A 26,195-nucleotide genomic window follows, 5' to 3' on the forward strand; every position below is an offset into this window, starting at 1 on the left:
GCTATTATAAGGATAAATTTATAGATCTGATATTATCACAGAATAACAATGACTTAATGTTTTGACTAAATCATGATGAATGGTTTTGCTACTCACGTTTAACTGTTTGGCGATATCAACTAAACTTAAACCATCAATATAATGCATGAGAAACGCGAGCTGCTGACGTTCAGGCAAACCATGCAAAACTTGAGCAAGTTGATTGAGTATATCAATCGCCATAATGGTTTGTTCGGGGCTAATGTCGTAAGTTAAATTTTGCTGAGTCAAATATTCCAGATACGCCTGCTCAATCTTTTGATGACGTGCTCGATCGATCAAAATCCGTTTTGCAGTGGTGGTTAAATATGCCTTAGGCTGCTGAATATCAAGTAATCCCTGACTGCGAATCAGTTTAGCAAACGTATCCTGTAAGACATCTTCAGCGTTTTCAGCCGATCCTAATTTTTTATATAACCAACCGTATAACCAGCCATAGTGGGCTTTATATAGCTCGGCGATATAGTGCGTGATGATTTGTTGATTTGCCGTCATGAGAGTAACGCCACATCGTCAGAAATGTGGCTAATTTAACAGTAATGAGAATTACTATCAATTTTATTTAAAATTAATTTTTACGACTTTGGTCGTTATCCCATCCTGTTCCCAAAGCTGCAATCAGTTGCATTGAACTCATCATTTGACGTTGTTGTAACGCTAATCGATCTTGTTCAGCTTGTAAACGTAAGTTCTGAGCAATGGCGACTTCGAGATAACTGACCATTCCTGCGTTATAGCGTTGCGTCACCACTCGCTCATTTTCATGGGCCAGATTTAACAATTGAGCTTGCTCCGAGGCTTGTTGTTTTAAACTTGCTGCTTGCAGCAAGCTATCTTCCACTTCTTTCCATCCTGTCAACACGCTTTGCTTATACGCTGCTAATTTTTCATCATAATTGGCTTGAGCCTGATCTATTTCAGCTTTACGTTTTCCACCATCAAATACGGTGGCTACGGTGCTTAAACTGATTGACCAGAGATAGTTAGGCGACTGAAAAAGTTGCGAAAATACATTGTTATTTAGACTTCCATTTAGACCAATACTGACATCAGGCAACCATGTGGTTTGTGCCAGACCCAGGTGTGCGTGTGTGGCAGCAAGTTCACGTTCGGCACGAATCACATCAGGTCGCTGGATCAATAAGTGGCTTGGAATCTTAACAGGAATTTCAGGCAGATGAAATTGAGCTGTTTGTTGAGTCAGTTGAAACTGAGCCACCGTTTGCCCCAGTAATACCGCAAGAATATTCTCTTGTAAATTTCGCTCACGTTGCTGTTCTATTTGCTGGATTTCAACTTGTTTAAGCTGAGTTTCGGCCTGAATCACATCTGCACGAGCAATCATTCCTGCCTGATATTGATTTTTTAAAATCTGTAAAGAACGCGCATAACTTTGCTCAGTTTGTTGCAGTACAGTAAGTTGTAAATCTAATAGTCGGATATTCCAATAGCTTTGTGCAGCTAGTAATTGTTGGTTGAGTTTAATCGCAGCTAAATCTGCCTGCGAAGCCTCTAGATTGGCTTGTTGCCCTTCTATGGCTTTAGCAACCCTGCCCCAAAGATCAGGCACCCAACTGGCTTGCAATCCTGCACTAAATTGCGCACTGGATTGATGCTTTAAGTCATTATCTTTACTGCCATTACGATTTGCGCCTGCTTCTACACCGAGTGTAGGCAAACGTACTGAGCGTTGTACATTTAACAGCGCATTGGCATGACGGTAACGAGCTTCGGCTTGTTTTAAACTTAGATTTTCTGCATTAAGTTGTTGAATCAAAAGATTCAGCTTGTCATCCCGATAAAGTTGCCACCATTGGGAGCCTTGGCTCGTTAAACTTTGGGTTTGCACCCAGTTGAGTGAGGCATATTTATATTGTGAATCTGCTTGAATGATGGGTTGTTGATATACAGGTGGATGCATCAGCATCGTTGAACTACATCCAGTAAAAAGCACAACACATCCAAAACTTGCCAGATATTTAGATAAATCCGAACTGATCACTTTTATATTTTCCTATCTATTTCTATAGCCGATGGCATGACTGATCTTAAATTGCTTAAACATTTGAGCCAGTTTCTCTAATAGAAGATACATGACAGGTGTGGTATAGAGGGTTAAGAGCTGGCCTAATGCCAAACCGCCAACAATCACCAGACCCAAAGGCTGTCTTAATTCGGAGCCTTCAGTGGTACTGAGTGCCAAAGGAATCGCACCTAATAACGCTGCGGTATTGGTCATTAAAATAGGGCGGAAGCGTAATGTCGCCGCAGAGATTACCGATTCAAATGCTGTTTTGCCCTGACGACGTTGTTGCAAGGTAAAATCAATCAGTAAAATGGCATTTTTCACCACAATCCCAATCAATAAAAACATGCCAAGCAATGCAATCAGGGTAAATTCAAAATTAAATAACCAAAGCGTGATTAAGCCACCTAAAGCCACAGCAGGTACGGTTGATAAGATAGTCAAAGGATGCATCATACTTTCATAAGTCACCCCTAACACGATATAAATCAATATAATGACTGCCAATAGCAACACGGGGGTGCTTAAACCTGCTTGTAAACTTTCAGCTTCTACGTCTTTATCTGTCGCCACAAAAATCTGATTAGGAAGCATGACTTGTGGCAACACACTCCGAATCGCAAGCTCTGCCTGTTCTGCGGTATAACCTTGTTTCAGCACATAACCGATGCCCATTGCGGCATACTGATTGCGTCGATGTACGCGATCATTGGTGATTCCATATGACCACGTGGCAAAGTTGGTCAGAGGCACATATTCGCCGTTTTGATTTGGAACTTTAATATTCGCCAAAGCTTCGGGATTTTCGGTAAAGCGTTTATCAATTTCCATGACTACATGAAACTGATTGGTTTGATCATAGATCGTAGAAATTTGTCGTTGTGAAAACGAATTATTCAGGACACTGGAAATACTTTCGATATCAACGCCTAAACGCCGTGCTGCTTCTCGGTTAATGTCAAGTGTGACATGCTGTGCGCCCTCATCCCCTAAAGTTTCAACTTCTTCAAGCTCAGGGAGTTTTTGCATGGCCTCTGCAACTTTGGGTGCCCATTTTCTGAGTAAAGCCACATCATCAGATTGCAATAATAGTAAATAATCCTGCCCGCCACTGGCTGAAAACATATCTTCCAGATCCAGATCTTGTTGAACACGTGCCGAGAAGACTGCACCTGCGAGCCAAGGTGCATTTTGGCGAATCCGTTCAGCAATTTCATGCGTGGTTTTGCCATCACGTTGTGCTTTAGGTTTCAAACTCACCATAAAAAAGGAATTGGTGGTTCCGCCTGCGCCGCCTGAAGTTCCAATGACATCTTTGATTGCTGGATCTTTGAGCAAACTTTGGCTAAAGGTCAAAATTTTAGGCTGCATAATCTGAAAGGAAAAACCATCATCACCGCGAATAAATGTTTCGATTCGACCTGTATCCTGTTCAGGTAAAATCTTTTTAGGCAAGCTTTGATATAAATAAACAGAACCTGCAATTGCAGCCAACCAAAGTAAGATCACCAAATAAGTATGACGCATCATCCACTTTAATGAACCTAGATAATAATGCGTCAAGGCTTGCATCATGCGTTGACTATAATCGTATAACGGCTGTTTATGCTGCTCATTAAGTGGTCGTAAACAATGTGCAGATAGGCTTGGTGTCAAGATCAAAGACACAAAAACAGAAAGAACTACAATAAACACCAGTGTCAGTGAAAATTCACGAAATAGTCGCTCGATCACACCGCCCATAAATAGCACGGAAATAAAAATCACAATCAGTGCCAGATTCATGGCAATCAAAGTAAATCCGACTTCTCGAACGCCCTGAATCGCGGCATGAAATGGATGTTTACCCTGTTCGATGTGTCGTTCAATATTTTCAAGCACCACAATGGCATCATCTACCACAAGCCCGATCGCAACAATCACCGCCATGATGGATAAATTGTTCAGTGAAAATCCGGCCAGATAAACCAGACTGGTTGCACCAATCAAAGTCACCAACATTGCAATGCTCGGTACAATTGCACTTTGTAAGCGGCCTAACATCAGCGCAACCACAATCACCACCAATAACATCGAAAAAAGCAAGGTATTACGCGCTTCTTTTAAACCCGCATGAATCACCTCTGAACCGTCCATCACCGTGGTTAATTCGGCATCGGCAGGAATCATCGAATTTAATTCAGGTAATTTTGCTTTAATTTTTTCAATCGTTGCGATGGTATTGGCATTGGGCTGTCGACTGATTTTAAGAATCACCGCAGGTTCGCCATTATGAAAACCACTGACATAACGATTCTCAACTGAATCTTCTACTTCTGCGACATCTTTAAGTCGAACAACGCCTTGCGCTGTTTGATGCACAATTAAATTTGAAAAATCTGCTGCATCTTTTAAATGGGTTGAAAGTGCCACTTGCCAACGAGTGTTTTGATTTTCAATTACACCCAAAGACTGAACTACATTACTTTTTTCAACTGCCTCGCGTACTTGTTCCAACGAAACCCCTTGCGAGATCAAGGCATTGGGATTGAGAATAATCCGCACCGCAGGCATTGAGGCACCATCAATCTCGACCTCACCCACACCGCTAATTTGGGCAAGATTGGGCTGTAATTGATTGCTTGCCAATTCATACAATTTACCTGCCGATAAATACTTGGAGCTGAGTGCCAGATAAAAAATCGGACTTTGACTTGGATTGACCTTAAAATATTCAGGTGGGCTTGGCATTCCTGATGGTAATTGTGACATTGCAGCATTAATAGCGGCCTGTACTTCTCGCGCTGCTTCATTAATGTCTGTATCCAGATCAAAATGCAAAGTCACTTGTGTTGAATTTTGACTGCTCGATGAATTAATCGCTTTGACCCCAGACACGCCCATCATGGCGCGTTCCAATGGAGTCGCAACAGTAGCGGACATACTTTCTGGGCTTGCCCCTGGTAAACTTGCCCGTACTACAATCGTCGGAATATCTGCCTGAGGTAAAGCCGCGACAGGTAAACGAAAATAGGCCAATATCCCAAGCAAAGTAATGGCAATTCCCAGTAAAATACTGGCCACAGGACGATGCACAAATAAAGCAAAGATATTCACGTGATTGCCCCTGACTCATCCATCGGCGCAGTCGCTTTTTTGTGTTGATACTTGCTTCCTTGCAAACGATCAAAAAATAGATAAACCACAGGCGTGGTAAATAATGTAAGAACTTGACTTAAAATGAGTCCACCGACCATCACAATACCAAGTGGCTGACGTAATTCAGCCCCCGAACCAGAAGCCAACATCAGTGGAATTGCCCCGACTAAAGCCGCTAATGTGGTCATCAAAATCGGGCGAAAGCGCATTAAAGCAGCCTGATAAATTGCTTGCTGAGGAGATAATCCTTCATTGCGCTGTGCTGCCAGTGCAAAATCGACCATCATAATGCCGTTTTTTTTCACCAGACCAATCAGCAAAATAATCCCGATCAGTGCGATCATATCGAGTGGCTGATTGACCATAAACAGCGCCAATAACGCACCAATCGCGGCAGATGGTAAGGTCGAAAGAATAGTAATCGGATGAATAAAACTTTCGTACAAAATACCCAATACGATATACATGGTCACAATGGCAGCAATCACTAGCCAAAAAGTATGCTGTCGTGAGTTTTCAAATGCTGCTGCTGCCCCTTGTAAACTCAGGCTAATTTCAGCAGGTAGCTTGAGTTGCTGTTCGACTCGATCAATCGCCTGAATCGCTTCACCAAGTGAAACTCCTTGAGCCAGATTAAATGAAATGCTATTGGCAGGAAATTGCGCTTGTTGTTGCAAGACACTCGCCACTCTTTTTTGCTCAATTGTTGCCACCGCGCTGAGTTGGATTGCCTCACCATTGGCATTGTGAATATAGGTTTGATTTAAGGCATCAAGTCCTTGTGCCTGATCAGGATCAAGCTCTAATACAATCCGATATTGATTAGACTGCGTATATAACGTGGCAATTTGACGTTGCGCAAATAAATTCTGCAATGCCAGACTGATATCTTCAATAGAAAGCCCTAAACGCACCGCGGCATCTCGATTAACATCGATATAGGCCTGCAATGCTTGTCCACCATCTTCACTGGTCACATCTGAAAATTCGGTCTGCTGCTTTAAAGCATCCACAACAACAGGTGTCCATTGTTGTAAATCCTCAGCTTTCGCTGCGCTCAGACTGACTTGATATTGGGTACGACTGATTTTGTCTTCAATACTCAATTCCTGAACAGGCTGCATCCAAGCGTGAATTCCTTGTACATTTTTAAGCTGATCTCGTAAACGATCGATCACCTGCTGCGCCGAATCACTCTCTGCATGGGGTTTTAAATTAATTAAAATACGGCCATTGCTGAGTTTAGGATTATTGGCATCTATACCAATAAAAGATGACAAACTGGCAACCGATGGATCTTTTAAAATTTGTGCGGCTACGTTTTTCTGACGTTCGCTCATGGCCTGAAAAGAAATATCATCGGGTGCTTCAGTCACCACCTGAATCACACCGCTATCTTGTACAGGAAAAAATCCTTTAGGAATCATCCAATATAAAACGCCTGCTAAAACTACCGTACTGAGCATGATCCCGAGCATCAACGACTGATGCTTAAACACCCACTGTAATGCCTTTGCGTAGCGGTCAATAATTTGATCCAGACTCCAGCGACTAGGCTTGTGAGTATGTTGATTGTTTTTAAGTAAATAAGCGCACATCATAGGCGTAAGGGTTAAAGACACCACCAACGAAAGTGCAATGGCTGCCGCTAAGGTCACGGCAAACTCATGGAATAAACGTCCGACCACATCGCCCATAAAGAGTAAGGGAATCAAAACTGCAATTAAAGAAATCGTTAATGAAATCAAAGTAAATCCAATTTCTTTCGATCCTTTCAGTGCAGCATCTAGCAGGCTTTCTCCTGCTTCACGATGCCGTGTAATATTCTCTAGCATGACAATGGCATCATCAACCACAAAACCCGTGGCAATAGTTAGCGCCATCAGCGTGAGATTGTTAACTGAAAAACCCAGAAAATACATCAGTACAAAGGTGCCAATAATCGATAAAGGCACGGCAATACTTGGGATAATGGTCGCTGACAGATTCCGTAAAAACAGAAAAGTCACCATCACCACCAGACACACGGCAAAAACCAATTCCTTTTGTACATCACGAATGGAACTACGAATACTTTCGGTACGATCTGTTAAAACTCGAATCTTGACATTTTCAGGCAGATTTTTTTGCAGTTCAGGCAAAACATTTTTGATCTGATCTGCAACCTGAATCACATTGGCATTGGGTTGTCGTTGTACATTAATCAAAATGGCAGATTGTTGGTCTGCCCATGCTGCCATATAACGATCTTCACTGCCTTGCTTCACCTGCGCGACATCTTTAAGCCGAATCGGTGCGCCATTATTCCAGCGTAAAATCAAATTTTCATAATCTGCAATAGAGCGAATCTGGTCATTGGCATCGAGCATCGTGGTTCGATATGGCCCATCAAAACTGCCTTTGGGCTGATTGGCATTGGCAGAATTAATTGCTGAGCGCACATCCTCAGCACTCATTTTATAGGCGGCCAAAGCAGTTGGATTCATTTGCACACGGATGGCAGGACGTTGCCCACCTGCCAAACTCACCATTCCCACACCAGATAATTGCGATAACTTCTGCGCGATCCGCGTATCAACCATGTCATAAACAGTGGTGAGCGGCAGAGTATCTGAACTTACCGCTAAGGTAATTACAGGCACATCTGCGGGATTTACTTTTCGATAAACAGGTGGTGTGGGTAAATCATTGGGCAATTTACTGCTTGCGGTACTCAGCGCAGATTGTACCTCTTGCTCAACTACACCTAATTCGGCACTGAGTTCAAACTGTAAAGTGATGACTGATGCACCAACGGAGCTATTGGAGGACATCTGTTTAAGTCCAGCAATTTTGCCCATTTCACGCTCAAGCGGCGCAGTAACGGTTCGCTGAACCGTATCTGGATTTGCACCAGGTTGAAAGGTATAGACCTGAATAATTGGATAATCGACTTGTGGTAAAGCAGAAACAGGAAGAAGCCGCCAAATCAATAAGCCACTGAATAAAAGTGCCAGCATCAATAGTGTGGTTGCAACGGGACGTAAAATAAAGAATCGGGAGATATTCATTGAACTTATCCACGTACTGTTGGTGTGGATGCCGATGAAACGGTGCCATCCTGAACCACTTGCGCTTCTTTACCTTCCGAAAGGCGATCGATTCCCTCTAAAACGACACGTTCATTGCCTTGTAATCCCGCTAAAATCTCGGTCTGGCCATTCGAACTCATCCCCAGTTTAAGTATTCGAATTTCGGCTTTACTGTCTTTATTAATGATATACACATAGGTGCCTTTCGCGCCATTTTGAATCGCATCGGTCGGAATATTGATTGCATTTTGAATGGTTTGAGCATTTAAACGGATATTGACAAACTGATTTGGAAATAACGCATCATCACGATTTTCAAAAATGGCTTTGAGTTTTAAAGTGCCTGTATTGGTATCAATCTGATTATCAAGCGCTTCCACATATCCTGTTGCAAGTTGTTTTTTCTCTGCACGATCCCAAGCGCTGACTTCAACTTTTTGCCCCTTTTTCAGACTTGCACGTAAAGTGTCCAGATAGTTTTCAGCGATTGCAAATTGAACATAGATTGGATGTACCTGTGTAATGCTGACCAGCCCTGCTTCTTCGTTGGCTTGGATCAAATTTCCTGTATCTTTTTGTTTGAAACCGACTCGACCTTCAATTGGCGCATAAATCTTAGTATAGGAAAGCTGTAATTTTGCGGCATCAACTTGCGCTTGATTGGCTTGAATTTGACCTTTGAGCTGATTGACCAAAGCCTGTTGTTGCTCAACTTGTTGTCGGGCGATGGAATCCTGTTTAAATAACAATTGATAGCGAGCAAGTTCACTTTGTGCATTACGTAATTGAGCCAGATTTTGTTGCTGTGTCCCTTGTGCTTGAGCTAAAGCCACCTGAAATGGCGCTGGATCAATTTGTGCCAGAAGTTGACCTTTGCTGACGTATTGACCTTCTTTAAAATAAATCTCTTGTATAACACCCGCTATCTGACTTTGCACTTTGACCAAATGCGTCGGAAGCACTGTACCAATCGCTTTGATTTCTAGCTGTAAATCGTTTCGTTGTACAGCAATTACTCTGACAGGAACAGGCTTACTCCACTGGCTGTATTCCTGTGTCGGAACTTGGCTCGATTTCCACCAGTAAATTGCAAGTGCAATCGCCACAATAACAATTACAAATAGCACAAACCATTTTGTATTTTTTGGGAGAGTTCGAGATTTTTTTTCAACATTTAACGGTTGTTCTATCATTACATTCACTTAAATCGATATCAATATTGATCAAATCCCTTTCATCCCGCTTCCCCTTTAAAGCATCTGTGATGGGATGAAAATTGTATTTGTATTAACTAAGACGGTTGAATCAACAAAAAAGGATCAATCTTCATGTAAGGAATTGTATATTATTTTTGCAAACGATTCTCATTATTATTAAAAGTGACTTAAATTCTTCAAAATTTTGTGTCGTTTACCGTTATTATCTAATTATTCGAAACAGAGAGATTTTGGTTTCAATTTAACATCAACAATAATGGTCTTCCCTGTTTAGGGGTAGATATTATCTAAGACCATAATTATGGCAAACCAATCAATGTATCCCTGCACGATCTACAATTTATACATAACAGTGAAGCCCTAGCAGGTAGCGGTGTTACTCATGAATATGATTTCGATGACCTAAGCGATGCGACCCAATTGCCTTGGTGTCATAGCAGCACCAATGAGAGACCCCATGTTAAAACTTGGTGTCCATATAGTGCCAAGATGAAAATTTAGAAAACAAAAAACCCACCTTTGATGGTGGGTTTTAAGTTACTGATTTAACAGTATATCTTGGTAGGCATATCCAGACTCGAACTGGAGACCTCTACGATGTCAACGTAGCGCTCTAACCAACTGAGCTATACGCCTAAGTGTGAGCAATCATATTCAGTTTTCATGAAGATGACAAGTTTTTTTCTGCTCGCTTGATTTCAGATGAACAGTCTTTAAGCAATCGCCTGAATTTCACAATATCCTGATCATGATATTGTTCAACATATCGTATTTTTTCCTGTAAATGAATGACTTCAAAAAATACCTGTTTGTACGCTACATGTTCAGCCAGACGTTGCATCCATTGTTTAAAGGTTTCTGCATATCTTTTTTTCATTTCAACTGATAGTTTTTTTTCAAAGCTATAAATTTCATGTTCAAGTACTGAAAGTTCTCTTCGCCGATCCATCCGCCATTTTAAGTAATAAAACAAAATCAAAATTGCGATTGCAACGAGCATGACCACAACAGAACTATACAATGAGTGTAGCCCAAGTCTGGACAAAAAGCTTTGCTGGCGATCTACATCATAGCCGACAACTTTACTCTGCCACTGATAAGCTAAATAATCACTCCAAACACGTGTCTGTTTTAGAAGATTAAACTGGTGTTTCCAGATTAGCCCAGATTGCTCTCCCCACACACGTTGATCTTGCTGCAAATATTGTTGCATGCCCATATCCAGACGTGTCGGGGCAATAGCAGATGTAGGATCAACTCTTTGCCATTGACCATTTATATAAACTTCTGCCCATGCATGAGCATCAAGCTGTCTGACTTCCCAACTTTGGGCATCAGGAGCCAATTGTCCACCTTGATAGCCCACCACCACTCGTGCAGGAATCCCCGCGTAACGCATTAATATGACAAAACTCGAAGCATAATGTTCACAAAAGCCTTTTTGAGTTTCAAATAAAAATTGATCCGTTCGGTTTGCAGTTAAATGACCCGGCGATAAAGTATAGACAAAGCCCTGTTGACGATACCAATCGAGCACTTTATGCACATAACGTTCAGGATTGAACTGACTTTGCGCCCATAACTGTCGTGCCAACGCTTGAGTTTTAGGTTGTAAAGTAAAGTCGGTTTGTTGAGCCGCCTTAATTTGTTGTTGATCACTTGGATAAATACGATTCTGATCCGCCTTCCAGCGCAATTGAATTGGTTTGTTTTGTTGTATCAATCGGCGTGGTTTGACACTTCCATCCATATGAGTTTGATAAAAAGAATCAACTGGAAATGATTGTTCTAATGACATCACCCATGGCTGTGGCTCGGCTGCCAGATATTGATATTTGACCGTTTTGTCCGTATCAACTGGTTCATGCACTGGCAACGGCAACTGATTGAATGGCTGGCTTGTCCACACTGCACCATCATAGTGATCCAATACCATTGCACGCCAATACATCTTCTGCACAGGAGGCAGTTGTTTTAAATGACCAATAATACGAAATGCCAATGCAGACGATTGGGAAAGCTCTGCAATATCTCCAGGCGACATTCGATCACTCATCCCTGTCACCCCCTGATGAGATGCAATTGGAACACGCCATAATGGTGGTAATCTTGGGAAAAAAATGAAAAGAATAATAAAAAAAGGCAGTGCAAAAGCAATGAATTTTAATACGTGTTGAGCATCATTTTTTATAGATATTTTTTTTGTTTGAACATGCTCAAAATTGTAGGTCTGAATCCGATATAAACCTATAAAACAAAATACAAGCCCGATCAAAACCAGACAGGTCATCCAGAACGACTGACTATGCAAAAACAAACTGGCACAAACAAATAATCCAAAATTAAAAACAATCAGTAAATCGCGAACACTTTTACTTTCAAGACATTTGGCAAATAGACAACTGCTGAGTAATGCAACACCAGCCTCAACTCCCCAAAAACTCTGATATTGTAAGTAGATAAATAGCAGACATAGCATGACAAAACCAAGCAAAATCCATTTGGAAATGGGTGCAATTTTGCCACGGTAATAACGCCAAATCTGCCAAAATAGTGCCCCCGACCACAACGCACTGAGACTGATCGGCAAATAAACCAATTGCGCCAATAGAATAATGATCAGTAAAGGAATTAAACAAAAATATAGAATAGCGGTCATACTAAGCCTGCGCCAGTAATCTTCTGGCTTGTATACTCTGCTTTTCCCCAGAACCATATTCAAGCGATGCATGTGGTAAAACCAGTGCGAAAGTCTCCTGACGCTGCTCACAAAGTTCGACCAAGCTCATCATCCAGTTTAGTTTTTGTTCATGTCCCTGACAGGGAATATCAGCATAATCAATCATTAACCTTTGCTGATCCATTTCATTTTCAAATACTTTGACAAATAAACCTTGCCCTCGTGCAAATTGTTTCCATGAAACAGATTGAAGACCATCCCCTTCTCTAAAATTACGTAACTCTCTAAACTCATGTAAATCATGCTGATTCATTTGGCTTTGCTGTTGATCATCCAGTTCAATGCTGACCGTATTCGGTGCAATCCAGATTTTCCGCTGAAGATAAAAATAAGTCCACGCACGGACTAAACCAAATGGATAGGTCGAATAAATGTGTATCGCAGGTAACTCAAATTCACCGCGCTGCTTCGGTTCAAAAATAAGTTCAAACTGCTGGTCATGCTGGTTAAACAACATATGCTGTTGCTGATGCTCTGTCCTTATTTGCAAAAAACGTGTCGACATGTGCAATTGTCTAAACTGAAGTTTAAGCACCAGAAAATGCCCCACTTGCCCAACTTCTGGATAAATAATCTCGACTTTTAATTGATGTAATTGTTTAAAAGTCAGATAAAAACTGATGCACAACACTGCACTGATTAAAAAACAAAAGCCCAGAATCAGGTTGTTGGCATAATTAATACCTGCAATAAATGTAATGACAATTAAAACCAAATACAAAAAACCTTGCTGATAACAAAAAACTAAAATATCGCTTTGTTTCAAAATCTTTGATTGGTCTACTCGAAAACGTTTTGCAAACCATTTTTGCACAGCAGTTTGCATTGTTTGCTCTCCATATTTTTAAATCGTTATAACACGTTCACACTTTCCAGAATTTGTTGTGCTTCATATTCATTCACATTCATACGATGTGAAACCACTGCAACAAAAACTGCTTGTATATCGTCTGTAATGACATAACTACGTTTGGAAATAAAGGCAAATGCCTGAGCAGCGACTTTCAGTGCCAAAACACCACGTGTCGATAAACCATGACGGTGCTTGCGCGTTTGTTGAGCCAAATCCAGTATGTATTCTAAAACTCGATCACTGCTATGAATTTCTGGGATAATATTCTGAATTTCGACAATTTCTGATGCACTAAATACCGCCTGAATATGTGATAGTAAATCTTGCCTGGATTGCTGCTGTAATAATAATTTTTCAGCATCACGTGAAGGATAACCTAAAGACAATCGCATTAAAAAACGATCAAGCTGTGATTCGGGTAAAGCATAAGTGCCACTTTGAAAGAGTGGATTTTGTGTCGCGACCACCCAAAATGGATGCGGTAAGGAATAACGGATACCATCTACAGTGACTGCCCCCTCTTCCATCGCCTCAAGCAAAGCACTTTGGGTTTTGGGACTACAACGGTTAATCTCATCTGCCAATAGAATTTGGGTAAAAATTGGACCTTTTTTGAACTCAAACAGCTGTTGTTTCTGATTAAACATATTAATGCCGATGACATCACTGGCCAGCATATCATTTGTAAACTGAATACGGCCAAAATCAAGTCCTGCCAAACGTGCCAAAGCATGAGCTAATGTGGTTTTACCCAAACCCGGCAAATCTTCAAACAAAACATGTCCACCAGCGAACAAACACGCCAAAGCCAATTGCGTTTGTTGCGATTTATCTAAAATCAATTGGTTAATTTGCTTGAGAAATACATCAATTTTAGGAGAATAATCCCTGATTATACGTTCCAGATTGGCATTTTCTTGACGTTGTTCAGGTTTTGTTATTCTTTCCATTCCCCACATGACACAGATTCCAAATAAAAAACGGCATATGAATCAACATACACCGTTTTTGTTTTTTTCCAAAGAAATTAAAAACCTATCAGCACGGACATTTTTTTAAATTTCCACTGGATGGATAACGTGCATCCACACAATGCCGATAAAACGTTTTGGCATCCATCGGTTCCAGATCTGGATGATGTTTATGCATGTGTTCCAAATAAGTTTCATAATCAGGCACACCCACCATCAAACGGAAACTCTGCTGTAAACGTTTGAATAAGGTTGCAATACGTGACCAATTTTTTGGAGACAACAACAGATCTTTTTGCGACATAATGGTCATTTTGATAATTTTAACAATGACCGCACGACCATTTTGAGCAATTTTTAGATTCATAGTCATTCTCCTTTTGTGGTCACTGGCGTAACCGTTTCAGGATCAGCATAAATGGCAGGTGCTTCTTTTGCAGTTGGCTCTCGACTCGCCAAGGCACGACGAATCACACCTAGCGATGCAATGACCATAATAATTGCAACAATCATAAAGAATGCACAAAGTACTGCATTAATTTGATTAGACAACACAACTGTTTGCATCTCCGCCATGGTTTTGGCTGGAGCTAACATTTCACCACGACCAATGGCATCTGAAAAACGATTCGCTTGTGCCAAGAAACCAATTTTTGGATTTTCATGAAAAATCTTTTGCCAACCTGCCGTCATACAGGTAATCAGTAAGAAAATAGTCGGCACAATGGTGACCCACACATATTTTTCTTTCTTCATCTTAAACAGAATGACTGTACCTAAAATCAATGCCATCGCTGCCAGCATTTGGTTACCAATACCAAATAGCGGCCATAAGGAGTTAATCCCACCCAAAGGATCAACCACCCCTTGATAAACAAAGAATCCCCAGCCACCTACTGCAACCGCCGTACCAATCACATTTCCAATAAATGAACCTGATTTTTTAATCGCTGGAATCACGATACCGACTGTATCCTGCACCATAAAACGACAAGCACGTGTTCCTGCATCAACCGCAGTTAAAATGAATAGGGCTTCAAAAAGAATCGCAAAGTGATACCAAAATGCCATCATTGAACGGTTATTAAAAATTTCCGAAATGATATGTGCCATACCAATCGCAAAGGTTGGTGCACCACCTGTACGTGACAAGATTGTAGTCTCACCCACTTCCTGCGCCAACAAAGTTAGCATTTCAGGCGTCACTACAAAACCGATATTACGTACAGCTTCAGCAGCACTTTCTACCGTTGTACCGAGTACAGCAGCTGGCGCATTAATGGCAAAATACACACCCGGATCAAGCACTGTCGCACAGATCATGGCCATAATCGCCACGAATGATTCCATCAACATGCCACCATAACCGATGACACGAATATCTTTTTCATTATCAATCAGTTTCGGTGTAGTACCACTGGAAACTAATGCATGGAAACCAGAAATTGCACCACAGGCAATGGTAATAAACAGAAACGGAAACATGCTGCCAGCGAATACAGGCCCCGTACCATCGACAAAATGAGTCACTGCTGGCATTTTGAGTTCTGGTAAAGCAACCATAATTCCAATGGCTAAACCTGCAATCACCCCAATTTTAAGGAATGTTGATAAATAGTCACGAGGTGCAAGCAGGAGCCAGACTGGCAAAACAGACGCAATAAAGCCATAAATGATGAGACACCAAGTCAGTTGTGTTCCGGTCAGGGTAAAAAATGGTCCCCAATATGGATCAGCAGCGATATGTCCACCATAGACAATGGCCAGCATCATCAATACGAAACCAATAATTGAAACTTCAGCAATTTTTCCGGGACGTAGATAGCGCATATATACGCCCATAAACAATGCAATCGGTATCGTAGCGGCGATACTAAATACACCCCATGGACTATGCGCAAGTGCTTTAACCACCACCAGTGCCAATACTGCCAAAATAATGATCATGACACCCAATGCACCCAGCATGACCACCACACCGGCAAAGGAACCGAGCTCCTGTTTTGCCATTTCACCCAGTGATTTACCATCACGGCGTGTTGAGATAAACAAAACTAAAAAGTCCTGAACAGCACCAGCAATTACCACGCCGACCAAGAGCCAAATGGTACCGGGCAAATAACCCATTTGAGCAGCCAAAATAGGCCCGACCAGCGGTCCTGCTCCAGCAATCGCAGCAAAGTGATGTCCAAATAAAACGTATTTATTGGTTGGTACATAGTCCAGACCATCAGCCAGACGATGTGCTGGGGTTAATCGTCTGGCGTTGAGTTCGAAAACTCGTGTTGCAATAAATAAACTATAAAACCGATATGCAATGCTATAAACACAGATTGCAGCCAAAACCATCCATACTGCATTGACGTGTTCCCCACGACTTACGGCCAATATCCCGAAAGATATTGCACCTACAATCGCGACGAGACTCCAGAGTAACTTTGAGGGAAGTGTCGATTTCCTTTGAATTGTTTCCATTCATGACCTCATTATTTATGAATAACCGCCCTAAAATATAGATCCATCTATTGTGTGTAATTTCCTACGGTGAATTTACTCCTCATCTTGTTATTTTCATCTAATACTTTGGCATAAAAAAAGGGATGATTGTGATCATCCCTTGCATGATAGTCTATTTTAAAACCATTATGCACGTTCTAAATATTCGCCTGTACGAGTATCTACGCGAACACTTTCTTCTTGTTGAACAAACAATGGAACACGTACAACTGCACCTGTTTCAAGTTTTGCAGGCTTACCGCCACCACCTGAAGTATCACCACGAACACCCGGATCAGTTTCAACAATTTTTAATACCACAAAGTTTGGTGCGCTGACATTTAAAGGAACGCCATTAAACAACATAATGGTACATTTCTCATTTGAGTCATCTTTTAACCATTTGGCTGCATCACCCATTGCCACTTTATCAGCTGCAATTTGTTCAAAAGATACAGGATCCATGAAGTTCCAAAGCTCACCATCGTTATACAGATAGTCCATTTCGACTTCTACGATGTCAGCTGCTTCTAGTGAATCACCAGATTTAAATGTTTTTTCTAAAACTTTACCTGTTTTTAGGTTACGAAGTTTCACACGGTTAAATGCTTGGCCCTTACCCGGCTTAACATACTCGTTTTCCATGATTGAACATGGGTTACCATCAAGCATGACTTTAAGACCTTGCTTGAATTCATTTGTAGAATAACTAGCCATGACTGGCAAACTCCAAACTTACTAACTTAAATGTATTAATGCTAGACTAGCATTATTTTTTCCGTGTCGCATGATAAACTATTTGTATCAAGAGCAAAACTGGCAAAAGCAACTCAATGATCTCATCACAGATCCTTTAGAGTTATTAAATATTTTGCAACTCTCTCCAGATCAGCTCTTATCTGGGGCAATTCTTGCGTCAAATGAGTTTAAATTGCGGGTTCCACGTGCTTTTGTTGACAAAATGCAAAAGGGAAATCCGGCTGACCCACTACTCTTACAAATTTTACCTCATCATTTAGAATTAGAAGAATATCCAGAGTTTGTGACTGATCCGCTTGCAGAAGAAGATGCCAATCAATTACCGGGCGTTTTACATAAGTATCATTCCAGATTTTTACTTACACTTACAGGCGCGTGTGCGGTTCATTGTCGATATTGTTTCCGTCGACATTTCCCTTATCAGGAAAATTTACCTAAAAATGAAGATTGGTTAAACATTCAAAATTATATTGAGTCACATCCTGCCATCGAGGAAGTCATTTTAAGTGGCGGTGATCCCCTGACCTTGAGCAATCGTAAATTAAAAATCTGGTTAGAACGAATCGAATCTCTTGCTCAAATTAAAATTTTGAGAATTCATTCACGAGTTCCGATTGTTATCCCCAACCGTGTCGATGATGAGCTGATTTCTTTATTAAAAAACAGTAGGCTACGCATAGTAGTAGTGGTACACTCAAACCATGCTTTAGAGCTGGATGACTACACCTGTAGTAAGCTGGCAGCATTATCATTTGAACGTATTACTGTGTTAAATCAGGCAGTTTTACTGAAGGGTGTGAATGATGACGCAGAAACGTTGATCAATTTAAGTCATCGTTTGTTTGAAGCACGAGTATTGCCTTATTACTTACATGTTTTAGATAAAGTAAAAGGTGCCCAACATTTTGATGTTGAGACATCAAAAGTTGATCATATATATCAGGAAGTCTTAGCGAGTTTATCAGGATATCTGGTGCCTAAGCTGGTTAGGGAAATCGCGGGCGAGAAAAATAAAACACCACTGTTTGGGGTTTCAACATTTTGAGTTGAATAATAAGCCATGATGAATCAAACATTTACGGATATTTTCGAAGCTTCCACTATTTTAAGTCGAGATGCGTTAAGCTTTAGTGATGCCAATGTTAAAGATATTTCTGAATGGGTGTCTTCATTATCCATTATGCAACTGGGGGATACATCCAAAGCATTATTCTCGGCACTCATCGAATTATCTGAATTAAAATGTTCTGAAACCTTGCGCTTTGATTTATTACAAACCATGCATCCAATGCTGGAGAACGTTTTAGGAAGTTTTGAAAAGCATTTTGTGAATCAAGGTTTAATTACGACTGACCGTAATGAACATATTATTGAGCTAGCGATTCTACTGCGTAAACATTTTGCTGGTATATACATTGATATCGTTCGACGTAGTACCGAACAACTCGAACAAAATAAATTTTCTATTTTTGCGCTACATAAAAAAAAGAATTTACAAACTGCACGTATCCTTGCAATTTTTTATGCGCTAGAGCAACTAACCGAATTGTTATACCAAGAACATTTACTCTATAGCGAACCTATGATTGGGCAATGGTTTATTGCACATTATCTGTATGAAATCGCCTTAAAATCCAACATTCATTTTACCAATATTAATCAGCTACAAGGCACTCAAAACCAGTTAAATAATATTACCCAAGCGTATGCTCGCTTAATTTTGCTGGATATTTTAAATACGAATCAGATTCGTCAGACAGAAATTCAGGCACTGTATCAATGCAGTTATGATTGGGCAAAATTATTACAGATTTTTCCCAAAGAAACTTCACTTTCAAAATATATCATCGACACACAAAAGGATCAGCCACCTGTTTATAATAAACAACAAAATGAGGGTTACTCTCCTTCAATCTATGTCGTTATTCAAAGCTTACTCGATCATATTACTTCTACGTTGCATCGTAGCAATGATTATCTTTCGCAAACTGAAAAAATTTATTTAAGCCCTGCCCTAAAATTTCATGTTCAAAATATTTTAGGTACTGTGGCAGAACGTCAGCACGAACGTTATGAATATTCAGCACAACTACAAATTTGTTTTAGTTTACTCACTGCACATTTTTATTTATCCAAAGCCAAAAATTTTAGTGAAACGCTACAGCTCGATAACCACTATGCTTTACAAAACAGTTCAAGAGTAGCCTCTGGTTTAACTCAACAAGAAACATCAAGTTTGCCTAATAATCAGCGTTTAAACCGTGAAGCTAAACTCATCTATCAAACTGAAGTTTTAGATATAAGTGTCAATGGTTATCGCATCAAATGGACTGAAGAAGCACCCAAAAATTTAAGAACGGGTGAGTTCATTTTAGTGAAAGAAAATACGCATAACCAGTGGCGTGGTGGTGTAATTCGCTGGATTAAACAGTCCAGTGAAAAAAGTCTGGAAATTGGTCTGGAAATTTTGGCGCAAGAAATTTTCCCATGCGCTGTACGGGTACAAGCAGATCAACATAGTCATAATTATCACCCTGCCCTGTTAATGCAAAGTCAAAATCTGGATCAAGTCAAAAACAGTCTAATTTTACCGGGTTCGCAGATTTTTAGAGAACAACAAGGTGTTCATCTTAGACTGGATAAAGAGGAATTTAAGCTGTATTTACTCAAAGCCCAGCTGATTACTCAAAGTTTTATACAGTTTGATTTCGAGTTCTTAGATGATCGGCAACAAAATATTCTGAAAAACTTTATGTTTAAGCAGACAAAAGATTTAAATAACCAAGATGTATGGGAAGCTTTAAAATGAGAAACTCGTTACTTTCTAAAAAGTTAAAATTAACGAAGACGCGCTTACTCATTATTGATGATAATCAGCTTCGTTATAATCAAATCATTGAAATTTTTACCTCTAAAAATCATCAGGTTCAAGCAACCTTACTTGATGATCTAAAAAGTTTTGAGAAACAATTAAATACAGGTTGGGATATCGTTATTTTTGGTCGTGCTTATGACTTAAAGTTTGAACAAGTGATTTCACTTATTCAGGCATCTTCACAACCTCAATTACCTGTTTTACTTCTAACGCCTGAAAACTATCATTTATCTGAATATACCAGTTATATTCATAAAGGCATTTATGATCTGATTGATCTAAAAAATCCTGAAAATGTCTATATTTCGCTCATTAGAACATTGTCCTATAGTCGCTTACAACAAAATGAGCAACGCCTTGCAGACGAACTCGATCATATTCATTTACATGTGCAATCACAGGTACAAGAAAGTAATAAAGCTGTTGCGATTATTCAGGAAGGTATTCATATACAAGCCAATCCAGAATATCTTGAACTGTTTAAAATTAACAACGAACAGGATTTAATTGGTTTACCCATTCTGGATATTTTACAACCCACAGATTTAAATACCTTCAAGCAAAAATTTAAACGTGTTTCTCAACATATTTTTGATCAATCAAAATTTGATATTGTCTCTAAAAACACATCCATTGATGTGAAAAATCCGCTTAAAATCGAATTTTTACCTTCCGATCAAGAAGATGCCATACAACTGGTGATCGATTGCGATGTGTCCACTGTCGCACCGACGTTTTCAGAAACAGGCTTAAAAGCTGTTGAATTAGAAAGACGCTCTTCTTTAAACAATGTATATCATTCAGTGAGTCGTCAATTGAGCAAACAACCGGCAGAAGCAAATGCCTTAGTTGTGATTAGTTTATCCCATTGTCCAGATGAAGTATTTAAACAACATTTAAGTACAATAAAAGATTATTTTTTAAATATTCATGATTTTATTAAAGAACAAGTGAATAGTTCCGTTTATAAATTAAATGCGGCTGTTTATATTTGTCTATTTCAAGCCGAATCTGAGCAAGTCCTTCAATCACAGTTGATGAGTTTAAAATCTTTAGAAAAGCCACAACTGTTAGGCGTTGGAAAATTGACTTTTTCTTTAAATCTTCGCTTAGGTTATCTCACGCTGCCAGAGCCATCATTAAAAGATGAAAAAACTTTTGAATCTTTAATGGAACAGGCTTTTAGTCAAAGTTTGCCGACCATCATCCAGAATATTTCTCAACAAGATTTAGGTGAACTCAGTAAAACTCAACCTGAAGTAAAACTGGATAAAATTAACTTAGATACCTCGAGTATTCCGAAAGCTCAACAATCCATTTTGCAGGTTTTGCAGCAAAAATTGGATGTAGGCGATATTCATTTAAAATACCAGCAACTTTATGATAAACAAGACACCAACCTTTATATCTATGAAGTGACCAGTGGATTTATTTACGACAATACTTGGCAGAATGTTCATCATCTTCCTGATTTACGAGAAAATGCCGAGCTTTCAATCAAGGTAGACCGCTGGATCTTGGTGGAAGCATGTAAACAATTACATAATTTCCTTATTCAATATCCAAACGCCAAACTTATTATTAATTTAAATCGTCATGTTTTATTAAATGACCAACAACTACCCGATTTAATCTCCAAGCTTCTAACCATTGTAGGTAGTCGAAATAAATCGCCACTTATCCTGCAATTTTCTGAAGAATCAATTAGTCTAAATTTAAATGTGGCGCAACAACAAATTGCAAGATTAAAACAGCTTGATGCGGAAATTTCGGTACGCGATTTTGGGCTTTCCATGTATAGCGAATCAATTCTAAGTCAGATCGATTTAAACTATATCAGCTTGAATGAAAAGCTCTGTAAGATGTTAAGTTCTGATCGTGAGTTGTCGCAACTTCAAGAAAAGGTTGAACATTTTCACACAGTCAAACCTGTAGAAATATTAGTCAAAGATTTAAATGATATGACGATGTTTGCAAATGCATGGAACATTGAGGCTCGATATTTGCAAGGTGATTATTTTCAGAAAAAACTGGATCAATTAACTGATGTGCAAGATCAATAAGATTTAAACCAGTCGACGGTTTAAACCGTTGAGCTTTTATTATTATTTGAAAATACAAAAAAAGAACCGCAGGTGCGGTTCTTTTTTTGTATGATTATTAACTGTTAAATTACCAGTAGAAGTTAAGACCCACTTTACCTACAGGTAACCATTCATACTTGTTATCATTACGGATTTTATCTTCTTCTCTATCTACTGCTTCTTGAGCACCAGTCGTATTACCTGTTACTGGAGCAAGATTATATTGAGTTAATTCAACTTTTGGATTACCCGTATAGTATGCACCTACTTCTGCAAACACACCCCAGTTTTTATTAAATTTCGGTGCAAAACCGAAACCAACATAAGGAGAAATGTTGTTTTCATAGCTCATCTTACCACGAACGCCACCTTCTTGACCTGGTACAAGTTGCTGATAATTTTTGTTATCAATCGATAACGTATCACCATCACCAATACGTTTAGCAAGATCATAATCATTGTCTAAATAAGCTGCACCTGCCGCGACATAGAGACCTTGAGCCCATGGATTGGCACTTGCACCCCAAGGACGGATTTCAGCATTCAAATAGATATTGTTGTTGTCCATATCAAGATCGTATTTTGTACCATTTACAGATACATCATCAGTCCAAGAAATGTCACCACCATTATAACCTAGAGCTAAACCTACATATGGGTTAGCCTGCCATAAGAATGCACCACCATAACCTGTGGTACCGACTTCAGCACGAACACCTACTGGTAGAAGTTGTTTTTGATCGAATTGGTAATGATCCTGAACAACAGCATCATCCGCCATTACTGTTCCCGCAACAGCAGCTAAAGCACCAGCAACTGCAATAAGTTTTAACATTTTCATTGATTTCTCTCCTCAAAAAGACTTTCTTTGCATCTAAATAAATTGTTATTGCGTAGGGCTATCTTATGAGAAACATAAAAAAGGTTTTATAAGAGAATTGATCATTTTCTGTTAACTTTTGATACAAATAAGTTTGGTTATTGTTTTTAAAGACATTTGTTGTAATTGCAATTAACAATTATCTGGTTAAAACTTAATCTTTTTATTTCTAAATAATGCAGCCGAAAATTTATTTCACAAGATTATTCATCAGAATTCGTGTAAAATTGTTCAAATTTTTTTGGAAGGAAGAACATGTCTCAGCTTTCTACAATCATCGAGCAAGCCTTTGAAGATCGTGCAAATTATAGTGCAGCGGAATGCCCAACTGAAATTCGTGATGCCGTAGAACAAGCCATTGCAGGCTTAGACAATGGTACTTTACGTGTTGCTGAAAAAATTGATAGCGCATGGGTTGTGCATCAATGGCTTAAAAAAGCAGTGCTCTTGTCTTTCAAATTGAACGATAACAAACCGATTGAATCTTGTGACTTACGTTTTTATGACAAAGTTGCAACCAAGCATGCGGATTGGACTGAAGAACAGTTTAAAGCTGCGGGAGTTCGTGTTGTACCTCCAGCAGTAGCACGTCGTGGTAGTTTTCAGGCAAAAAATGTCGTGCTAATGCCTTCTTATGTCAATATTGGTGCATATGTAGATGAAGGCACGATGGTCGATACATGGGCAACGGTTGGTTCATGTGCGCAAATTGGTAAAAATGTTCATTTGTCTGGCGGTGTAGGTATTGGTGGTGTATTAGAGCCTTTACAAGCAAATCCAACAATTATTGAAGATAACTGCTTTATCGGTGCACGTTCTGAAATCGTGGAAGGCGTGATCGTTGAAGAAGGTTCTGTCATTTCTATGGGCGTTTATATTGGTCAATCGACTCGTATTTATGACCGTGAAACTGGCGAAATCCACTATGGCCGCGTACCAGCAGGTTCTGTCGTTGTACCGGGTAACCTACCATCAAAAGATGGTACATATAGCTTATATGCTGCAATTATCGTGAAGAAGGTTGATGCACAAACTCGTGCAAAAACAAGCTTAAACGATTTGTTACGCGCTGATTAATTCGATTTATTTTAAGAACTTAATCGTTCTTTGGAGCTTAAAACGCTCCTCGTCTCTAAGTTCAAATCTGATCGTAGAGATTTTTGTTTTCTAAGGTGTGGTATTTCTGCAATGACTTCTTTACGTTCAACAAATATTCCTGTATCAGCCCCATCTGCGGGGCTCCGTATTACGGAAATTTTTTATTCCTTACAAGGAGAAGCCAATACCGCAGGTTTACCTACTGTCTTTATTCGTTTAACGGGCTGTCCCTTACGCTGTACCTATTGTGATACCACATATTCTTTTGAAGGCGGTGAACGTCAGTTACTCGATCAAATTATTGAAACAGCGTTATCGTTTAAAACACCTTATATTTGTGTGACAGGCGGTGAACCGCTTGCTCAGCCTAACTGTTTGCATTTATTGACGCGGTTATCAGATTTAGGTTGCCAAGTCTCTTTGGAAACCAGTGGTGCACTTGATGTGTCTAATGTTGATCCACGGGTATCAAAAGTACTGGATTTAAAAACCCCCACTTCTGGGGAAGAAAAGCGTAATCTTTTAAGTAATTTGGATTACTTAACTGCACATGACCAAATCAAATTTGTAATTTGTAACCGTGAAGACTATGAATGGTCTAAGAAACAGTTAAAAGATTATCAATTGGAACAGAAAGTCAGTACCGTTTGGTTTTCTCCTGCATTTGCAGTTGAAACAGGTTCAGTTAAACTACCTCAGCTTGCGCGTGATATGGCGCAATGGATTCTGGATGACCATCTCCCAGTTCGCTTCCAGTTGCAATTACACAAACTGCTCTGGAATGACGAAACAGGTCGTTAATCCGCAATTGTCTTATTTTTTGTTTTGGAGAACATCGTATGCGCCCTCGTGCCATCGTTTTATTATCAGGCGGCTTAGATTCAACCACTTGTTTAGCTTGGGCACAAGCGCGTTATGAATGCATGGCTTTAAGTTTCATGTATGGGCAACGCTCAACTACCGAACTTGATGCTGCCAAAGCTTTAGCACAAGCTGCTGGTGTTGAACATCGCATCATTAATATTGACTTGGGTAATCTGGGTGGCTCTGCGCTTACAGATCATAACATTGAAGTACCCGATCACGAGCAACAAGGTATTCCTATTACCTATGTCCCTGCCCGTAATACAATATTTTTATCTTATGCACTGGCTGCGGCAGAAGTATTTGGAGCAGAAGCCATTGTGATTGGGGTTAATGCTGTAGATTACTCAGGTTATCCAGATTGTCGTCCTGAATATATTGAAGCCTTTACAAATATGGCACGCTTGGCAACAAAGGCAGGCGTTGAAGGTAAACCTCTTACATTTGAAACACCTTTGTTACATTTATCCAAAGCGAATATTATACGTTTAGGGCTTGAACATGGCGTAGACTATAGTCAAACTGTTTCCTGCTACCAAGCAGATGCTGAAGGTCGTGCATGTGGGAAATGTGATAGCTGTCGTTTACGTAAACAAGGCTTTATTGAAGCAGGCGTCGCAGATCCAACACGCTACATACCATAATAATCAGGTACTATTTATGAAATTATTGAACACGCAACTTATCCTTTCTTCAATTATGGCTGCTGCTGCATTTACTGCAACCATGACTCATGCCGCGGATGAAAACAAACTGCAACAGGCTTATAAAAGTACCAATGTCAAAGGTGCTCTCATCAATCTTTGTAAAGATGAAACAGCAAAAGGAAATAAATTATCTGCTGCTGAAGTCAGTAAATATTGTACATGTGCCGTTGAAGCAGATGGTAAAATGACCAATGCTCAAAAATGGGAAGTACAAAGTGCGATTAATGCCAAGAAAAGTCCGGGTAGTTTAGCCTTTGTACAACAACAAAACAAAGACTTACAGGCTTGTTTTGGTCCTCAATTGACTGGTAAATTGAAAGGCTTGACTGAAGAAGCCATGAAATCTGCGCAAAGTAAGAAATAAGTAAAATTTATAA

At 39.8% G+C, this 26,195-nt stretch carries 19 protein-coding genes and 1 tRNA gene; 7 read left to right on the plus strand and 13 right to left on the minus strand.

The features are described from left to right. Positions 1–18: 18 nt before the first annotated feature. The 12 genes from E0D95_RS05500 to efp all read right to left on the minus strand — a co-directional run bounded on the left by E0D95_RS05500 (position 19) and on the right by efp (position 17,268). The gene (locus tag E0D95_RS05500; RefSeq protein ID WP_130802948.1) at positions 19–534 is read right to left on the minus strand and encodes an RNA polymerase sigma factor; all 516 of its coding nucleotides are present in this window, start codon (positions 532–534) and stop codon (positions 19–21) included. A 73-nt stretch (positions 535–607) separates the two neighbouring features. Beyond that, the gene (locus E0D95_RS05505; RefSeq protein WP_130802949.1) at positions 608–2,041 is read right to left on the minus strand and encodes an efflux transporter outer membrane subunit; all 1,434 of its coding nucleotides are present in this window, start codon (positions 2,039–2,041) and stop codon (positions 608–610) included. Positions 2,042–2,053: 12 nt separating this feature from the next. Next, complete coding sequence (locus E0D95_RS05510) at positions 2,054–5,161, minus strand: efflux RND transporter permease subunit (RefSeq protein WP_130802950.1); 3,108 nt, start codon at positions 5,159–5,161, stop codon at positions 2,054–2,056. Beyond that, entirely contained in the window at positions 5,158–8,253 is a 3,096-nt protein-coding gene (locus E0D95_RS05515; RefSeq protein WP_130802951.1) for a multidrug efflux RND transporter permease subunit, read from the minus strand. The genes E0D95_RS05510 and E0D95_RS05515 overlap by 4 nt, the downstream gene beginning before the upstream one ends. A gap of 5 nt (positions 8,254–8,258) precedes the next feature. Beyond that, positions 8,259–9,467, minus strand: a complete 1,209-nt coding sequence (locus E0D95_RS05520) for an efflux RND transporter periplasmic adaptor subunit (RefSeq protein WP_130802952.1) — start codon at positions 9,465–9,467, stop codon at positions 8,259–8,261. A gap of 583 nt (positions 9,468–10,050) precedes the next feature. Continuing rightward, a tRNA-Val gene (locus tag E0D95_RS05525) sits at positions 10,051–10,127 on the minus strand. A gap of 25 nt (positions 10,128–10,152) precedes the next feature. Next, positions 10,153–12,150: a transglutaminase TgpA family protein gene (locus tag E0D95_RS05530; protein ID WP_130802953.1), complete on the minus strand. Its 1,998-nt coding sequence runs from the start codon at positions 12,148–12,150 to the stop codon at positions 10,153–10,155. Between the two features lies 1 nt (position 12,151). Beyond that, positions 12,152–13,057, minus strand: a complete 906-nt coding sequence (locus E0D95_RS05535) for a DUF58 domain-containing protein (RefSeq protein WP_130802954.1) — start codon at positions 13,055–13,057, stop codon at positions 12,152–12,154. Positions 13,058–13,083: 26 nt separating this feature from the next. Then, positions 13,084–14,043 carry an AAA family ATPase gene (locus E0D95_RS05540; RefSeq protein WP_130802955.1) on the minus strand — a complete coding sequence of 320 codons (960 nt, stop codon included), beginning with the start codon at positions 14,041–14,043 and terminating at the stop codon, positions 13,084–13,086. Positions 14,044–14,122: 79 nt separating this feature from the next. Beyond that, a complete protein-coding gene (locus tag E0D95_RS05545; RefSeq protein ID WP_130802956.1) occupies positions 14,123–14,422 on the minus strand; it encodes a YbdD/YjiX family protein in 300 nt (99 codons plus the stop codon). Positions 14,423–14,424: 2 nt separating this feature from the next. Next, complete coding sequence (locus tag E0D95_RS05550; protein ID WP_130802957.1) at positions 14,425–16,530, minus strand: carbon starvation CstA family protein; 2,106 nt, start codon at positions 16,528–16,530, stop codon at positions 14,425–14,427. 168 nt (positions 16,531–16,698) lie between these two features. Continuing rightward, positions 16,699–17,268, minus strand: coding sequence for an elongation factor P (efp, locus tag E0D95_RS05555; protein ID WP_130802958.1), 570 nt, complete (start codon positions 17,266–17,268; stop codon positions 16,699–16,701). Between the two features lie 70 nt (positions 17,269–17,338). Between efp and epmB the strand changes: the two genes are divergently transcribed. The 3 genes from epmB to E0D95_RS05570 are packed head-to-tail and all read left to right on the plus strand — an operon-like array spanning position 17,339 to position 22,248. Continuing rightward, entirely contained in the window at positions 17,339–18,355 is a 1,017-nt protein-coding gene (gene epmB, locus E0D95_RS05560; protein ID WP_130802959.1) for an EF-P beta-lysylation protein EpmB, read from the plus strand. 15 nt (positions 18,356–18,370) lie between these two features. Next, the gene (locus E0D95_RS05565) at positions 18,371–20,119 is read left to right on the plus strand and encodes a GTPase (RefSeq protein ID WP_130802960.1); all 1,749 of its coding nucleotides are present in this window, start codon (positions 18,371–18,373) and stop codon (positions 20,117–20,119) included. Then, positions 20,101–22,248, plus strand: a complete 2,148-nt coding sequence (locus E0D95_RS05570) for an EAL domain-containing protein (RefSeq protein ID WP_130802961.1) — start codon at positions 20,101–20,103, stop codon at positions 22,246–22,248. Before E0D95_RS05565 ends, E0D95_RS05570 begins: the two co-directional genes overlap by 19 nt. A 109-nt stretch (positions 22,249–22,357) precedes the next feature. Here the strand turns inward: E0D95_RS05570 and carO are convergent, their stop codons facing one another. Then, complete coding sequence (gene carO / locus E0D95_RS05575; protein ID WP_130802962.1) at positions 22,358–23,110, minus strand: ornithine uptake porin CarO; 753 nt, start codon at positions 23,108–23,110, stop codon at positions 22,358–22,360. Positions 23,111–23,404: 294 nt separating this feature from the next. Here carO and dapD point away from each other — a divergent pair, with 294 nt between their 5' ends. The 4 genes from dapD to E0D95_RS05595 all read left to right on the plus strand — a co-directional run bounded on the left by dapD (position 23,405) and on the right by E0D95_RS05595 (position 26,182). Beyond that, a complete protein-coding gene (gene dapD, locus E0D95_RS05580; RefSeq protein WP_130802963.1) occupies positions 23,405–24,226 on the plus strand; it encodes a 2,3,4,5-tetrahydropyridine-2,6-dicarboxylate N-succinyltransferase in 822 nt (273 codons plus the stop codon). 111 nt (positions 24,227–24,337) lie between these two features. Continuing rightward, complete coding sequence (queE, locus tag E0D95_RS05585) at positions 24,338–25,048, plus strand: 7-carboxy-7-deazaguanine synthase QueE (protein ID WP_130802964.1); 711 nt, start codon at positions 24,338–24,340, stop codon at positions 25,046–25,048. Between the two features lie 38 nt (positions 25,049–25,086). After that, positions 25,087–25,755: a 7-cyano-7-deazaguanine synthase QueC gene (queC, locus tag E0D95_RS05590; RefSeq protein ID WP_130802965.1), complete on the plus strand. Its 669-nt coding sequence runs from the start codon at positions 25,087–25,089 to the stop codon at positions 25,753–25,755. Positions 25,756–25,771: 16 nt separating this feature from the next. After that, entirely contained in the window at positions 25,772–26,182 is a 411-nt protein-coding gene (locus tag E0D95_RS05595; RefSeq protein ID WP_130802966.1) for a hypothetical protein, read from the plus strand. Positions 26,183–26,195: the final 13 nt, after the last annotated feature.

This window comes from Acinetobacter ihumii (assembly GCF_900625095.1).
GTDB lineage: Bacteria > Pseudomonadota > Gammaproteobacteria > Pseudomonadales > Moraxellaceae > Acinetobacter > Acinetobacter ihumii.

Coding starts and splice junctions, on each gene's coding strand:
- E0D95_RS05500 (WP_130802948.1), bottom strand. CDS start 534: ATGACGGCAAATCAACAAATCATCACGCACTATATCGCCGAGCTATAT.
- E0D95_RS05515 (WP_130802951.1), bottom strand. CDS start 8,253: ATGAATATCTCCCGATTCTTTATTTTACGTCCCGTTGCAACCACACTA.
- E0D95_RS05520 (WP_130802952.1), bottom strand. CDS start 9,467: ATGATAGAACAACCGTTAAATGTTGAAAAAAAATCTCGAACTCTCCCA.
- E0D95_RS05530 (WP_130802953.1), bottom strand. CDS start 12,150: ATGACCGCTATTCTATATTTTTGTTTAATTCCTTTACTGATCATTATT.
- E0D95_RS05535 (WP_130802954.1), bottom strand. CDS start 13,057: ATGCAAACTGCTGTGCAAAAATGGTTTGCAAAACGTTTTCGAGTAGAC.
- E0D95_RS05540 (WP_130802955.1), bottom strand. CDS start 14,043: ATGTGGGGAATGGAAAGAATAACAAAACCTGAACAACGTCAAGAAAAT.
- E0D95_RS05545 (WP_130802956.1), bottom strand. CDS start 14,422: ATGAATCTAAAAATTGCTCAAAATGGTCGTGCGGTCATTGTTAAAATT.
- E0D95_RS05550 (WP_130802957.1), bottom strand. CDS start 16,530: ATGGAAACAATTCAAAGGAAATCGACACTTCCCTCAAAGTTACTCTGG.
- efp (WP_130802958.1), bottom strand. CDS start 17,268: ATGGCTAGTTATTCTACAAATGAATTCAAGCAAGGTCTTAAAGTCATG.
- epmB (WP_130802959.1), top strand. CDS start 17,339: ATGATAAACTATTTGTATCAAGAGCAAAACTGGCAAAAGCAACTCAAT.
- E0D95_RS05565 (WP_130802960.1), top strand. CDS start 18,371: ATGATGAATCAAACATTTACGGATATTTTCGAAGCTTCCACTATTTTA.
- E0D95_RS05570 (WP_130802961.1), top strand. CDS start 20,101: ATGGGAAGCTTTAAAATGAGAAACTCGTTACTTTCTAAAAAGTTAAAA.
- carO (WP_130802962.1), bottom strand. CDS start 23,110: ATGAAAATGTTAAAACTTATTGCAGTTGCTGGTGCTTTAGCTGCTGTT.
- dapD (WP_130802963.1), top strand. CDS start 23,405: ATGTCTCAGCTTTCTACAATCATCGAGCAAGCCTTTGAAGATCGTGCA.
- queE (WP_130802964.1), top strand. CDS start 24,338: ATGACTTCTTTACGTTCAACAAATATTCCTGTATCAGCCCCATCTGCG.
- queC (WP_130802965.1), top strand. CDS start 25,087: ATGCGCCCTCGTGCCATCGTTTTATTATCAGGCGGCTTAGATTCAACC.
- E0D95_RS05595 (WP_130802966.1), top strand. CDS start 25,772: ATGAAATTATTGAACACGCAACTTATCCTTTCTTCAATTATGGCTGCT.